This window comes from Ensifer sp. LBL (genome assembly GCF_050435225.1).
Classification (GTDB): domain Bacteria; phylum Pseudomonadota; class Alphaproteobacteria; order Rhizobiales; family Rhizobiaceae; genus Ensifer.
The window spans coordinates 907,993-921,005 of sequence record NZ_JBNDJY010000001.1; the positions used below are offsets into that span (position 1 = coordinate 907,993).

16 protein-coding genes are annotated in these 13,013 nt (G+C 58.7%); 11 read left to right on the plus strand and 5 right to left on the minus strand.

The genetic code is table 11. The features are described from left to right. Positions 1-407: 407 nt before the first annotated feature. The 10 genes from OKW20_RS04480 to OKW20_RS04525 all read left to right on the plus strand — a co-directional run bounded on the left by OKW20_RS04480 (position 408) and on the right by OKW20_RS04525 (position 5,330). Positions 408-665: a hypothetical protein gene (locus OKW20_RS04480; protein WP_429170464.1), complete on the plus strand. Its 258-nt coding sequence runs from the start codon at positions 408-410 to the stop codon at positions 663-665. Then, on the plus strand, positions 662-862 hold the full coding sequence (locus OKW20_RS04485; protein ID WP_429170466.1) for a hypothetical protein: 201 nt from the start codon (positions 662-664) through the stop codon (positions 860-862). The genes OKW20_RS04480 and OKW20_RS04485 overlap by 4 nt, the downstream gene beginning before the upstream one ends. After that, positions 859-1,194 carry a hypothetical protein gene (locus OKW20_RS04490; RefSeq protein ID WP_429170469.1) on the plus strand — a complete coding sequence of 112 codons (336 nt, stop codon included), beginning with the start codon at positions 859-861 and terminating at the stop codon, positions 1,192-1,194. The genes OKW20_RS04485 and OKW20_RS04490 overlap by 4 nt, the downstream gene beginning before the upstream one ends. Continuing rightward, a complete protein-coding gene (locus tag OKW20_RS04495) occupies positions 1,191-1,427 on the plus strand; it encodes a hypothetical protein (protein WP_429170472.1) in 237 nt (78 codons plus the stop codon). Before OKW20_RS04490 ends, OKW20_RS04495 begins: the two co-directional genes overlap by 4 nt. Further along, entirely contained in the window at positions 1,427-1,960 is a 534-nt protein-coding gene (locus OKW20_RS04500) for a siphovirus Gp157 family protein (protein ID WP_429170475.1), read from the plus strand. The genes OKW20_RS04495 and OKW20_RS04500 overlap by 1 nt, the downstream gene beginning before the upstream one ends. A 2-nt stretch (positions 1,961-1,962) precedes the next feature. Then, positions 1,963-2,970 carry a phage recombination protein Bet gene (gene bet, locus OKW20_RS04505; protein ID WP_429170478.1) on the plus strand — a complete coding sequence of 336 codons (1,008 nt, stop codon included), beginning with the start codon at positions 1,963-1,965 and terminating at the stop codon, positions 2,968-2,970. A 3-nt stretch (positions 2,971-2,973) separates the two neighbouring features. Beyond that, the gene (locus OKW20_RS04510; RefSeq protein WP_429170480.1) at positions 2,974-3,399 is read left to right on the plus strand and encodes a hypothetical protein; all 426 of its coding nucleotides are present in this window, start codon (positions 2,974-2,976) and stop codon (positions 3,397-3,399) included. Continuing rightward, complete coding sequence (locus tag OKW20_RS04515; protein WP_429170483.1) at positions 3,396-3,569, plus strand: hypothetical protein; 174 nt, start codon at positions 3,396-3,398, stop codon at positions 3,567-3,569. The genes OKW20_RS04510 and OKW20_RS04515 overlap by 4 nt, the downstream gene beginning before the upstream one ends. Further along, positions 3,569-4,000 carry a DUF968 domain-containing protein gene (locus OKW20_RS04520; RefSeq protein ID WP_429170485.1) on the plus strand — a complete coding sequence of 144 codons (432 nt, stop codon included), beginning with the start codon at positions 3,569-3,571 and terminating at the stop codon, positions 3,998-4,000. The genes OKW20_RS04515 and OKW20_RS04520 overlap by 1 nt, the downstream gene beginning before the upstream one ends. Before the next feature lie 166 nt (positions 4,001-4,166). Continuing rightward, positions 4,167-5,330 carry a tyrosine-type recombinase/integrase gene (locus tag OKW20_RS04525; protein WP_429170488.1) on the plus strand — a complete coding sequence of 388 codons (1,164 nt, stop codon included), beginning with the start codon at positions 4,167-4,169 and terminating at the stop codon, positions 5,328-5,330. Between the two features lie 6 nt (positions 5,331-5,336). On the opposite strand, the gene OKW20_RS04530 is transcribed toward OKW20_RS04525, so the two are convergent. Further along, a complete protein-coding gene (locus OKW20_RS04530; RefSeq protein WP_429170491.1) occupies positions 5,337-6,662 on the minus strand; it encodes a trypsin-like serine peptidase in 1,326 nt (441 codons plus the stop codon). Positions 6,663-7,024: 362 nt separating this feature from the next. Beyond that, entirely contained in the window at positions 7,025-7,849 is an 825-nt protein-coding gene (locus OKW20_RS04535) for a hypothetical protein (protein WP_429170494.1), read from the minus strand. A 598-nt stretch (positions 7,850-8,447) separates the two neighbouring features. Here OKW20_RS04535 and OKW20_RS04540 point away from each other — a divergent pair. Then, positions 8,448-9,164, plus strand: a complete 717-nt coding sequence (locus OKW20_RS04540) for a DNA helicase (RefSeq protein WP_429170497.1) — start codon at positions 8,448-8,450, stop codon at positions 9,162-9,164. A 343-nt stretch (positions 9,165-9,507) separates the two neighbouring features. Here OKW20_RS04540 and pncB read toward each other — a convergent pair whose 3' ends face one another. From pncB to OKW20_RS04555, 3 genes are all read right to left on the minus strand, one after another. Beyond that, positions 9,508-10,812 (minus strand): nicotinate phosphoribosyltransferase, encoded by a 1,305-nt coding sequence (pncB, locus tag OKW20_RS04545; RefSeq protein ID WP_043613125.1) that lies wholly within the window; start codon positions 10,810-10,812, stop codon positions 9,508-9,510. 45 nt (positions 10,813-10,857) lie between these two features. Further along, the gene (gene pncA / locus OKW20_RS04550; RefSeq protein ID WP_429171146.1) at positions 10,858-11,457 is read right to left on the minus strand and encodes a bifunctional nicotinamidase/pyrazinamidase; all 600 of its coding nucleotides are present in this window, start codon (positions 11,455-11,457) and stop codon (positions 10,858-10,860) included. Positions 11,458-11,636: 179 nt separating this feature from the next. Further along, positions 11,637-12,824, minus strand: a complete 1,188-nt coding sequence (locus OKW20_RS04555) for a polysaccharide biosynthesis/export family protein (protein WP_034797015.1) — start codon at positions 12,822-12,824, stop codon at positions 11,637-11,639. Positions 12,825-13,013: the final 189 nt, after the last annotated feature.

Sequence of the window (13,013 nt, forward strand, 5' to 3'; positions counted from 1 at the left end):
ACGGTCTCCATCTCTTCTTCAGTTTTTATCCCGGTTCCGTAGAGCAGTTCCGCGACGGTCTCGTCCGCCTTGGTTGCGTACTTACGTCGGATCTGGTGGATGATAGCCATGTCTACCTACACCCGTTCCGTATCATTGTTTGCGGGCATAGCTCCGCCGCGCGAGAAATTCATGTTCTCCCTCCCCCTGCATGCCTGGAATCCCGGCGAGCATGGCTGGAAAATGAGAACTAAACAAGAACATTATTAAGAATCAATCCGCGATCGTTAACAGATGCGAGATAGCCGCCGAGAATCGTTCTTCGAGAAAAATACACGCTTTAACGTGGATGACACTTTACATGCACGCTATTGCGTGTATCATTCCTCCCATCAGCAAGGCACTGAAGAGAGGGCGAAGCGATGAGCATGACCGACATCAAATCAAACATGCTGCAGCAGGTCGAAGCGCTGTTCGCGCAGACGCAGGGCAACTCTTCCGATCAAGAATGCAAGGAAGCCGCGCGCGAGTTCGTGCAGGCGATGTTTTCGAGCCTGTCGTCACTCGTTTGGTACCTCGGCGCCGACGGCAAGTGCATCCAGGACGAGGCGGTCGCCGCGTCCGAGATCGTCGATGAAGCCTATTTTGACCTCGACCGCGAGCGCGAGTTTGGGCGTGCAGCATGACCGAGATTGAACGCCTCCGCGCCGCTCTGCGCCAGCAGGCGGCTTGGGTCCGCCACTGGCAGGAAGACGCCGCATGTGGCCTCGCCCCGACCTTCGTCAGCCTCGCCGATGCCGCAGAGCAGATCGGTGCGGCGCTAGCCGTCGGGCACAACGCCGCGACGCGCGAACAATTGATTGAAGGAGCAAGCCTCCAATGAGCAAACACACTCCCGGCCCGTGGCTCTATGGCCCATTCGGCGCTATCTGGCCCGCCAGCGACGTTGAATTCTTGGACGGCAAATGGCGCGAGAAGTGCGCTGAGCCTCGCATCATCGCGACACCTTCACCGGAGGTTCCCGAGGCGGAGGCGAACGCTCGCCTGATCGCCGCCGCTCCTGACATGCTCGAAGCTCTGATGATGTTGAACAAGTGGTTCGAGATCACCGGGAGTAGCGTCAAGCAGCGGTGGGAACGCATTCCGGCAGAAGACCGCGTGGCAATTGTTGCAGCCACCAAGGCGGCGATTGCCGAGGCGGAGGGCCGGTCATGACCCGACCTATCCAATACGCCTGTTCGCCCGCCGAGCGCTATTGTGAGTGCGGACGCTGCCAGCTGCCGCCGGCCCCATGCATCGACCTAGGCGGCGTGGTGCAGCTGCAGCGCGCGACCTTCACCTTCTCCACCTTCCTGATCCTGCTGGCGGGCCTTCTCGCGTTCTACGCGATCGGCTTCGCCAAGACGGAGGGAGTTCACCGAACCATCATCGCGGAAAGGACCGTCTGATGACCGCTCCCGCGATCGAACACAGCGTGCGCCGGCAGACCGAAGCCGCGAAGGCGCTTTTGGTCGATCTCCGCAAGCGAGGTGCCGATGATGACGCCGAGCTCGTCGCCGACACCATCGAGGGCGAAACAAACCTGATCGAGGCCCTTGCCAAGGCTGTCACCGAACTCGACGAGTGCGACGTTCTCGTGACGGGGCTCAAGACGAAGGAAGCAGAGTTTGAGGCGCGCCGAAAGGCGATCGAAAACCGCGCCGAGCGGATTCGAGCCCTGATCGAACAGGCGATGCTGGCAACCGACCAGGTATCGCTGAAGCTGCCGACGGCGACGCTGTCGCTTTCGAAGCGCGCCCCAGGCCTGATCGTCACGGACGAGGCGGATATCCCGGCCAAGTATTGGGTTGAGCAACCCCGCCCCGCCCCGAAGCTCGACAAGAAATCCCTCACCGACGCGCTGCGCGAGAAGAATGCCGCCGCAATCCCTGGCGCGACCCTCGACAACGGCTCGTTCTCTCTCACGGTCCGGAGGAAGTGACCATGAACGCCCTCACCACTTTCGACATGACGCCGCGCCAGATTGCCCTGGTAAAACAGACGATTGCCAAGGACTGCAACGACGACGAATTCAACCTCTACATGGAGGTGGCGAAGGCCAAGCGCCTCGATCCCTTCTTGAAGCAGATCATCCCGATGGTCTTCTCGAAGGATGATGCGGCGAGGCGCAACATGACCATCATCATCAGCCGCGACGGCCAGCGCGTGATCGCGCAGCGGTGCGGTGACTACCGACCGGCGAGCAAGCCGCCTGTCTACGAGATCGATCCGTCACTCAAGGGGCCACTGAACCCACACGGCATCGTGGTTGCGACCGTCTACCTGTGGAAGCAAGATCCGAAAACCAGTGAATGGTACGAGGTCGCCGGCCAGGCATACTGGGAAGAATTCGCCCCGATCAAAAGGAAGGCGGCCGGCGGCTATAAGTGGGAAGAAACGGGCGAGGTCTGGCCCGACAGCGGAAAGCCGAAGCGGAAGAAGGTTCCGATCGGCGAGGAAATCGAGGCCTTGGACGATTCCGGCAACTGGTGCCGGATGCCACGCCTGATGATCGCCAAGTGCGCTGAGATGCAGGCCTTGCGCGCCGGCTGGCCCGAGCAGTTTACCGGCCTCTACGACGAAGCCGAACTGGATCGCGCAAAGATCCTCGACCTCACCGCCTCTGAAATTGTTCTCAAGGAACGCGAAGACCATAGGATGCGCGCGGTCGGTGCGGACAATTCCATTACCGTCACCTGGGGCGACAACTGGACGCTCGAAAACGTGCCGGTAGGGAAATTCGCCGACGCGGTGTTGCAGTTCCTACGGGAAAACACGCCTGAGACCGTCGCCAGATGGCAGGACGCGAACCGGGAGCCGCTGAAACGGTTCTGGGCCATGCAGCCGGGCGACGCGCTCGACCTCAAGAAGGAGATCGAGGCCGCAATCGCTCGCGCGCCGAGCCGGCCGGCGAACAGAGAAGTTTCGCAGCACCCGATGATGGCGGGCTGAGCCATGGCGAAAAAGGAGAAACCACCACACATCGAAGCCGTGATGACGGCCCGCGGTCTCCGCGCGCACACCGCCGACGACGCCGAGAAGATGGCCGTCGTACCGCAGGGCAAGGTCTTCGAGCTCGTCCCGGTGTCGCAGCGGTCCAGCAAGCAGCTGCGCACCTACTGGAAAGCGCTCGGCCTGGTGGTCAAGGTCACCGGCAAGTGGCCGTCTCCGGAGACCCTTCATCGCGACATCAAAATGACGCTCGGCTACCGGGAGCAGACTATCAATCTCCGGACCGGCGAAATCACCCTGGTTCCCGACAGCATCGCGCTCGACCGCATGTCGCATGACGAGTTCTGCGGCTTCATGAACCAGGCGATGGAACTGCTTGCCGATGCCGTCGGCTTCGATCCTCTCGCATTCCTTCAGGAGGCAGCATGACCGCTCGTCTTTTCATCATCATCGTCGGGCCGCCGGTCCTTGTCGTTGCGTTCTTCTCCGAGGTGATCATCGGCTTTCGGTCTGCCTTTCGCGCTGTCGGCATCGAACTCGCCTGCATGAAGCGTGACTGGAAAGCCGGAGAACTGACCCCAGAGAAGGATATCGACTGATGGCCTTCCGTGTAGCCAACTCGTTCCGCCCGGATCCGACGCCCGCGCGCCGTCCGTCCAAAAAGCCTTCCTATCTGACTTTCATTCACAACCTGCCGTGCGCGGTCTCCGGCGCCTATGGCGTGCAGGCGGCCCACGTCTCCTATCCCAGCGCCTGGCACGGCGCATATGGGCGCGGAAAGGGCACGAAGGTACCCGACCGGTTCGCCCTGCCCCTGTCGCCAGCGGAACACGACTTGCAGCACTCCTGCAAGCTCGGCTCTGAGCGCGACTACTGGGCCTCGAAGGGTATCGATCCGCATGAACTCGCGAATGCGCTCTGGGGCGTCTACTGCGACTTCGACGAGGCCGAGGCAATCGTCCGGTGCACCGCGATCATAAACCAGCGTCTGGCCGCCGTCGGCGCACTGAGATCGAGGGACGAAGCATGACGGGGCCACTGGGCAAAGTTTACAATCTCGACGAGGCGCATGAACATCTGCGCATGACGACTCGCGCCATAGCCAAAGTTGCCCGGCGCGAGGGTCTTTGTACCGTTTCCGGTCGCGACCTCCTTTTCAGCGAGAGCGATCTTCTGGCAATCTGGGAAATTAAGCGATGCCCCTCAAACTCGTCCGCCGCAAAGGTTCGGACTTCTATTACATCCGGGGCACCGTCCGCGGACAAAGCATTTTCGAATCTACTGGCACTGGCGACCCAGAGGTCGCGGAAGCGATCCGTATCAAAACGGAAAGCCGGCTGCTGAACGAAAGCGTTCACGGCAAGAAAGCCCTCATAACCTTCGAAGAGGCTGCTGAGTCCTACATCTCGTCTGGCGGCTCGGAACGGTTTCTTATCAAGGTCTCACCCGCAACAGGCAAGGTCTCCGGCATCGTCGCGCACTTTCGCGGCAAGCTGCTGAAAGACCTTACCCAATCCGACCTAGATGCCGCTGCCCGCATTCTCTTTCCGACAGCCTCGGCCGAGACGCGCAACCGGCAGTGCTACACCCCCTTCATCGCCGTCTGGAACCATGCCGCCGGCAACCAGTGGGCCGAGGTTCGCCAGTGGAAGCGGCCGCGCAAGGCGAAAGGCACGAACGTCGCCAAGCTCAAGGTACGCGCCGGCACCAAGCCGACAAGCTATGACCGAGCCGCTCAGTTCGTAGCCGCCATGTCGCCGGCTCCGGCTCAGCTTATGACCGCCCTCTTCTACACCGGGATGCGTCCGATTGAGATGTTCACTCTCGATGCGTCAGACGTGAACGTGCCAGGCCGATGGATCACGCTCGACGCCAGCAAGACAGGTGAACCGCGCGGAGTTCCTATCCATGATTTTATCGCCCCTCTCTTCGAGGCACTGGTGGCACGCGGCGGCATTCTGTTCCGCTCACACAAGGGAAAGCCCTATCCGCCGACCGAGGAGTTTGGCGGCCAGATTTCCAGCGCCATCACGGGGGCTAGAAACCGCCTCAAAAAACGCGGCATCACGATCATCGATATCGCCCCCTATACCGCGCGCCACACGGTCTCGACGCAGCTCGTCGTCAACGGCATCCACCCCTACATCAAGGACCAGATCCTCGGCCACGCCGCCGACGATATGAGCCGGCACTACACCCACGTGCCGCAGCAGCCCCTGATCGACGCGATCAACACGCTACCCGTGCCGCAGCTCTGGCGCGATCAGGAATGGTGGAGCGATCCTGTCTACTGGTCGAGGCGTTTGGTAAAATGGGGGCGAGGTAACTTCGGATACGCCAGTACGAGTGACGTTGGGTAACGGAACCTACTGTAGACCTAACAGAGACGCGAGTTCGGCCGACATTCTCGCTGCTGTGTTCGGGGGGCCAATAATCTCTTTGTCAGGCATGTCATTCGCATTTCCTCGCGACTGAAAGCCGACTAAGCGAATTGTCGAATTGGGGTCTGGGGAACCTGCAAGATTGCCGAGAAAGATTGGCGCTCCACTAGTGCCCTGAAAGCTTTGACAATAGTGTCCAAATTGACCGGGTGTGAGGTCGCCGACTACGCACATGGCACCGTGGTCAGCTCGAAGAAACGCTGAGAAAGCCCCATCTTCCAGAAGCGAACTTCCAGCCGTGAGGGCCGCATTTTTTATGCGCTGCTCAAGTAGCGCCCTGCGGAAAGCAAGCTCCTGAAATCCAATCAACGTCAGTTCTGACCCAAGCTCTACTTCTGCCCACGAGACTTTGAGGCGCGGGCTTTCAAGCGGGACAGGAGTTTTTAACCTTAGAGCTATAACGTCGTCCGGAGGTTGAGGATATGAGGTTACAACGGCGACAGGGCGTTCTCCAACTGGAGTGACTTCTGCAGCAACTTCAATGTAAGGAGGCAGGTGCGCTTTAACTGCGGCTAAGAGCACGGGACTAGGTGCGAAGGCGAGAGCACCGGTAGCGTCCGCGTCGGGACCAAGATTGCCAAGCGCTTCGCCGTAGTAGCAATGACGCGCTGTAACAATGAGCGTTTCGCTGATCAGCGTTGCCGTGCATGTAGGCTTTGGTTCGCCTGGATCCAAGACGTTAAACAACATGCCGACCCGGCCGACGATTCTTGTGTCGGTAATGGTATCCAAATACTGCAAACAGTTTTGCTCGTAGAGCAGGTGTGCTGCAAGGCATTCGGAAATTTCACGCTTATCATCAGCGTCGAACTGTGCGTAGGTCTCGGGTTCACCTGCTTTGAGGCAGGCACCATCAAAGTCATCAATCATATTACCGCGAGTCGGCGACACGGGCGCACGCAATAGCTGCACGGCCGCGCCACATTGATTGATCTGAGCACTTGCCCCACCCCCGGTCGTGGCATCTTGCAGCCGCGGGGGTAACTCGATGCCAGGCAGTCCCGACAACGTCTGCAATCCTATGCCCGGATCAGCGGGTTGACACGACGGGCAGTTGTCCAAGTCGATGATCGATGGATTGCGGACTGGTCGACCATCCGCGCCAATCTCAGGAACGCCCGTCTTCGGAAACGTTATTCCCTGCAGGAGCGGGACGTCAGCTTGGTAGTCCGACAGGGTATCTAGCTGATATGGCTCCCGATTTTGCAGTGTACGTACGGCACGCTGAATGTCGAGCGGCTTCGTTTCCAATGACTGCTCAAGTACGCTCCGAACGCTTGGGATAATAAGCGGCCCATTTTGGCCCCCTTCACCCTCGCCAATCCCGCCGAATCCATCACTCCCGGGACTGCTGTTGCCGAAACCAGGGCTTACGGGACCGCCCCCTCCACTCCCAAAGCCATTCCCCCCAGAACCGCCACCGCCAGAACCGCCACCGCCAGCTCCGCCGCCTCCAAAGCCACCGCCAGCTCCGCCGCCTCCAAAACCGCCGCCAGCTCCGCCGCCTCCGAAGCCACCACCAGCTCCGCCGCCTCCGAAGCCACCACCGTCTTGTGCCATAGCAGCAGTATCTGTCAGGAAACAGAGCGCGAGCAGTAAAGCGAGGTGGCGCATTATCCCGCCTCCAGTCCACGCTCAAACAAGAGTGCTTCCAACTCACGACGCTCCAGAAGTCCTGGCAACCCTTTTCCCTGCCAGAGACGTCTCATGTCCCGGATCTCCGCAGGAATGTTACCAAATGACTTTGAAGCCATATGGTTCCGGATATTCAGCATTTCTTTACGTCTATCCGAGCCATTAATGAGGCTTCCACGATTGTAGACCAAGGACACCAACGCCCCCAGGCAATCTTCATTCAAAAATGACGTATTTGGAAAAGCATTTTCGGTCTCTGAAACTATATAAGGAACAAATCCGTCAAACTGCTGAAGTGCACTATCCCATTTCACTTCTATGTCGGAGTAATTTTGGAGTATATTTCGCGCGTTTACGCCCTTTTTACCTACCGCCGTCACGAACCTATCAATAATATCTTGACCCAGGATCCCATTCCAGTCTCCTCTAACCGTTTGACCAGACATATATCCGATGTCGTACCCAATGCCTATAGTTATACCGGAATCGCCCTTCGGCCAAATGGGGTTGATAAGTTTCTGTTTGTAATACTGCTCTCCAGAGACCTCAAAGCGGACAATTAGATCTTTCGCTCGCCGAGAAATCCGCCGGTCGGATTTCAACCGGCGCGAAGTACCTTGAGTTTCGATAACGATGATCTGCCGAAATTGGATCTCTCTGGCGGAACCTGTTGCCAACAACTCATCCGGCTGCAAGGCTGCCAGCCTTGTATCAAATTGATCAAAATTCTGAGCACGAATTGGATGCGTTTTCCCAATCGCGAGCGAACCCGCGATGACGCCGAGAACCTGCCTTCGCTTCATCTGAACCCGCCCCCCCAACAAAAAGAACCGTCCATTATGAAATGCTAAAAGTTATCTACCTTAAACAGTCATAAATTGCAAACCGCAGGTCGCGCCACCAGGCCGATAAATCTTAGTCGTCGACCCATCACTATTTTCGAAGGAGACCGTGCACTATCAGTGCATTGAATGGCTCCTAGCGTATATTTTGTAGTTATTTCATGCCCTTATGACAGATAAAAATTACCCTTGGTAAGGGAGAGGCCGAGAGTTCAAATCTCTCTAGCAGCACCAGTTTTCTCTCAAGAGATACAATCGGTTATTCGCGTGCGAAGCGCTTCGCAATGTTCCGTCGGTTGCCATCTGCAAGCCGCCTCATCCGAACATTTGCCCGCGTCACCCATGACGGCTCAGTGGCTCACGCCTTACCCTTTTCGGTCCACCGACAGCCATTCACCTGGTACGTCCTCTGCGCTACACTTCGATTCGGGCGCGCCCACGCCTCCCCCCTCCGATCGGGAAAGCAGATTTCATGCGGGGCCATCCATCATCGAACCGACTGTTCGAGCATTGCGCATAAGGAGGGATTGCGAAGGTTGCTCGCATCAGGAGGTTACCGATGAAACTGACTGCGCCGATCTACCATCTGAAACGCAAGGCGAAACGCCTATGCCGCGGCGAAGCCATTTCCTTGCACGAGGCGCTCGATCGCATCGCGGTGCAAGAGGGTTACAGCAATTGGAGCCTGCTTGCTGCCAAACATGCGGCGGCGGGTATCGAAACGCCAATCCAGCATTCGCAGCTCGACCCCGGCGATCTCGTTCTCCTCGGCGCGCGTCCCGGCCAGGGTAAGACGCTGCGAGGCCTCGCGCTTGCTGTTGAGGCGATGAGGGCCGGCCACAGAGCCTTCTTCTTCACGCTGGAATACACCGTTGCGGACGTGATCGGGCGCTTTACCGCCATCAAGGCCGACTACGACCAGTTTGCGTCGTTATTCGAGATCGATTGCTCCGACACGATCAGTGCCGACCATATCGTTGACAGGCTGTCGACGGCGACGCCAGGCACGCTTGTGGTGGTGGATTACCTCCAGCTTCTCGATCAGCGGCGTGAGAACCCTGCGCTTGGCGATCAGGTGCGCAAATTGAGGGCATTCGCGCGGCAACGCGGGCTGATCATCGTCTTCATCTCGCAGATCGATCGGTCCTTCGAAGCCACCGCGAGACGATTTCCGGACCTGGACGATATCCGTATGCCGAACCCGCTCGATCTCCGGCTTTTCGACAAGGCCTGCTTCTTGAGTAAAGGGGAGGCTCGGCTCCAATCAATCAATTGATACGAAGCTTGGCTGGCTGACATCGGGAACGTATCCGCCTTCGCCGCGTTACCGTCTCAAAGGCAGCAACGCGGAGGCTTCTCAATGAAAGGTATCGTTCTCTGGCTTATGGGCGTGCCGCTCATCGTCATCATCCTTCTCTACATGTTCGTATTCTAGAGAAGCAAAATGCAACGGCAGGTTGGCAGATTAACGCGACCTTAAGATTCCACTGCCAGATTTGACATTGCGATGATGGACAATCGCAACATCTTTGATCCCCTTTTGAAACCGGCTTCTGCCGGTTTCTTTTTTTGATGCACCTGTTTCGTACTTGGCGTTACTTGCTTGCGTTACTTGGCGGTCAGACCTTGACCGCCTGCTCCACGAAATCCTGTGAGCCGAAGAACTTGAGGTAGCGCTCGACCTCGGCCGGGTCACCGGTCGCCTTGCGCGGATTGTCGGAGAGTTTTACCGCCGGCCGGCCATCGGCTTCGCTGACCTTGCAGACGATCGAAATCGGGCTGAGACCGCTGATTTCTGTCGGCGCGCAACCGGCGAAATCGTTGGTGAGGTTGGTGCCCCAGCCGAAGCTCATGCGCACGCGCCCCTCGAAGTGGCGGTACGTCTCGATGATCGTGTCGACGTCGAGACCGTCGGAGAAGATCAGCAGCTTTTCCCGGGGGTCCCGACCCATCTTCTTCCACCAGGTGAGGATCTTTTCACCGCCCTCGATCGGCGGCGCACTGTCCGGCCTGAAGCCCGTCCAGTCCGCCACCCATTTCGGCGCATCACGCAGGAACGCCGCTGTGCCGAAAGCATCGGGCAGCACGATCAGGAGATTGCCGCCATAGAGTTGGTTCCAGTCCTGCAGCACCTTGTAGGGGGCGGCAGCCAGTTCCTTGTCGTTGCGGGCAAGGGCCGCGGCCACCATCGGCAATTCGTGTGCGTTGGTGCCAAGCGCTTCCAGATCGTTGTCCATGGCGAGCAACACGTTGCTGGTACCGGAGAACGAACTGCCAATCCCTTCCTTCAGCGCCTCGACGCACCAGCGCTGCCAAAGGAAGCTGTGGCGGCGGCGCGTGCCGAAATCGGAAATCCTGAGGTTCGGATACTGCCTGAGGCGCTCGACCTTGGACCACATCTTTGCCTTGGCGCGGGCATAGAGCACATCGAGGGTAAACGGGCCGAGGCCCTTCATCGCCGAGCGCGAGCGTAGCTCGTTGATGATCGCCAGCGCCGGGATCTCCCACATGGTGGTCTCCGCCCAGCGGCCGCGGAAGGTCAGCTCGAACTGGCCGTCGCTCCGTTTCAGCTCATAATCGGGCAAGCGGAATTTCGCGAGCCAGGCGAGAAACTCCGGCGAGAAGATCTGCTTGCGGCCATAGAACGTATTACCGGCAAGCCAGATCATTTCCTTCTTGGAGAACCGCAGCTCGCGCGCGTGATCGAGCTGCTCGCGCAGTTCCTGCTCGTCAATTTCGTCGGCAAGCCGCACCGTCTTCGTGCGATTGATCAACGAGAACGTCGCGTCGACATCCGGATAGAGCTGCCAGATCATCTGCAGCATCAGGAGCTTGTAGAAATCCGTGTCCAGCAGGCTGCGCACGATCGGGTCGAGCTTCCAGGCGTGATTGTAGACGCGCCTGGCGATATCGGTCTTCGTCATCGGTGAAATTGCTCCTTCCTCTTGGGCGAGGCTAGATCATCCCGGCTAATTCAGCTCAACGCCGGCGTCACGCATGCGCGTGATCATGGCATGAAGCGAGCCATTGAGGTCGATGCCCCGACAGGCGTCGAGAACGACCGAGGTCGAGAAGCCCTGCGTCACCGCGTCGAGCGCGGAGAAAGCGACGCAGAAATCGGTCGCGAGCCCGCAGAGCGTCACCTTTTTGATCCCGCGATCCCTGAGATAGCCGGAAAGACCGGTCGGCGTCCGGCGGTCGTTCTCGAAGAAGGCGGAATAGCTGTCGATCTGAGGGCGGAAACCCTTTCGGATCAAAAGCTCGGCGCGGGTCCATTCGAGCGCCGGATGGAATTCGGCGCCAACGCTGCCCTGCACGCAATGATCCGGCCAGAGCGTCTGCGCGCCATAGGGCATGGCGATCATTTCGAAGGGGTTTTTACCAGGATGGCTGGAAGCGAAGCTCGAGTGGCCGGCCGGATGCCAGTCCTGGGTCAGAACCACATGCTCGAAGCGACCGATCAGGCCGTTGATCATCGGCACGATCTCGTCGCCACCTGCCACACCGAGCGCGCCGCCCGGGCAGAAATCGTTCTGCACATCCACGACGATCAACGCTTTATCCGCCATCATTCACCTCTTGGCCGATCAACTGGTTATCGATCACCAAAATCGATTTAAGTCCAAGATCAATCACAGAATTTGAGCAACGACAAGCCAGTTCCGCAAGCTTCGAGGATCAGGAGGATAGATAAGCAAAAAGGGCGCCGGCATGGCCGGCGCCCTTGAACAAATGCGGTTGAAAACAATCAGTTTCCGAGATTGTTGATGTTGTCCGCGATCGAGAAGCCGGAATTTGCGATGCCGACCGGCTGGGCGACGAAGTTGAGGAACTTCGAGAAATCGACAGACGGGTGACGCGAGGCATAGATGACGTCGCGATTCTTGACCGGGAAGGTCTGTCCGACGATCAGGCTGTCCGGCTTGCTCATGTCGAAGCGGTAGACGATCGGGTAGCGACCGACGCTGTCGGTCTTCATGCCCTTGCGCAGCATTTCGTTGAAACGCTGCTGACCGAGCAGGCTCATGACCACATCCGGTTCTTCGTAACGGAAGATGAAGTAGCCCTTCATGTCGAGCGTGTAGTCCGAACCACCGCCAGCAAGGCCCATGGCCTCGAGCAGGTTGAGATCGTTGGCGCCGAATTCGACGCGCTGGTTGGCCTTGACCGCACCGAGGATCGTGAAGCGGCGCGGATCGCGCGTCACGAAGATCTGGTCGCCCGGCTTGACGTGGATATTTTCCGACGGGTTCTCGATGATCGACTTCAGAAGAACCGTTCCGGTCTTCTTGCCGCGCACCAATGTGACGAAGGTTTCATAGGGCTGCGCCACCGGGCCGCCGGCCTTGGCGATGACTTCGTTGATCGTTTCGTCGACGAGGCTCAGCGGCACCACCGACGATTTGCCGACGGCACCCGAAACCGTGACGTTGCGTGACGCCGTGCTCATGCTGGTGACGATGACGTCGGGCTCGACGGCCTTCTGCTTCAGCGCTTCCAGGATTTCCTGGCGCGCCTGCTCCAGCGTCAGGCCGGCAAATTTAACGGGACCGACATAGGGGATAGCAGCCTTGCCATCCGGCTGAACGACGAGATCGATGCTGGTCTGCTTGGAGTCCTGCGTCGAGAACAGGCCGTCGCTGCCGGCTTCAAAGATCGAAACCTTGAGCTGGTCGCCAACGCCGATGACGACGCGGCCAACACCGCCGCCAATACCGAAACGGCGATTGAGCGTCGAGGAGACATAATCGGAAACAAGACGCGCGGAGCGCCCGTCCACATCGACGATGTCGAAAACCGTTGCATTCTGGCGGCCGATCTCGGCGCCGGACTGGCCGGCATCCTTGACGATCGCCCCAGCCAGCGGCCCCTCACCAGGCACAGCCTGGCATCCGACAAGGGCGGAACAAAGCAGAAGGGCACTGACTCGTTTCAACTACGACACTCCACATTCGGCACAGCCATGATTTTGCTCATGGTTCCGCGCCGCATCATCCCCCGGCAGGGAATTTCGCCGGTCTCTGAAAAGCACAATCGCCGTCCCACAACAAGTCACCCCAAGACCAAGACGGGCAATTTATTTGAGCCCGCGTCTTTCTGGTCATACCTTCGATACCTTGAGCGT

Coding starts and splice junctions, on each gene's coding strand:
- OKW20_RS04495 (WP_429170472.1), top strand. CDS start 1,191: ATGACCCGACCTATCCAATACGCCTGTTCGCCCGCCGAGCGCTATTGT.
- pncB (WP_043613125.1), bottom strand. CDS start 10,812: ATGACGAAGACCGATATCGCCAGGCGCGTCTACAATCACGCCTGGAAG.
- OKW20_RS04525 (WP_429170488.1), top strand. CDS start 4,167: ATGCCCCTCAAACTCGTCCGCCGCAAAGGTTCGGACTTCTATTACATC.
- OKW20_RS04540 (WP_429170497.1), top strand. CDS start 8,448: ATGAAACTGACTGCGCCGATCTACCATCTGAAACGCAAGGCGAAACGC.
- pncA (WP_429171146.1), bottom strand. CDS start 11,457: ATGGCGGATAAAGCGTTGATCGTCGTGGATGTGCAGAACGATTTCTGC.
- bet (WP_429170478.1), top strand. CDS start 1,963: ATGAACGCCCTCACCACTTTCGACATGACGCCGCGCCAGATTGCCCTG.
- OKW20_RS04490 (WP_429170469.1), top strand. CDS start 859: ATGAGCAAACACACTCCCGGCCCGTGGCTCTATGGCCCATTCGGCGCT.
- OKW20_RS04535 (WP_429170494.1), bottom strand. CDS start 7,849: ATGAAGCGAAGGCAGGTTCTCGGCGTCATCGCGGGTTCGCTCGCGATT.
- OKW20_RS04515 (WP_429170483.1), top strand. CDS start 3,396: ATGACCGCTCGTCTTTTCATCATCATCGTCGGGCCGCCGGTCCTTGTC.
- OKW20_RS04510 (WP_429170480.1), top strand. CDS start 2,974: ATGGCGAAAAAGGAGAAACCACCACACATCGAAGCCGTGATGACGGCC.
- OKW20_RS04520 (WP_429170485.1), top strand. CDS start 3,569: ATGGCCTTCCGTGTAGCCAACTCGTTCCGCCCGGATCCGACGCCCGCG.
- OKW20_RS04485 (WP_429170466.1), top strand. CDS start 662: ATGACCGAGATTGAACGCCTCCGCGCCGCTCTGCGCCAGCAGGCGGCT.
- OKW20_RS04480 (WP_429170464.1), top strand. CDS start 408: ATGACCGACATCAAATCAAACATGCTGCAGCAGGTCGAAGCGCTGTTC.
- OKW20_RS04500 (WP_429170475.1), top strand. CDS start 1,427: ATGACCGCTCCCGCGATCGAACACAGCGTGCGCCGGCAGACCGAAGCC.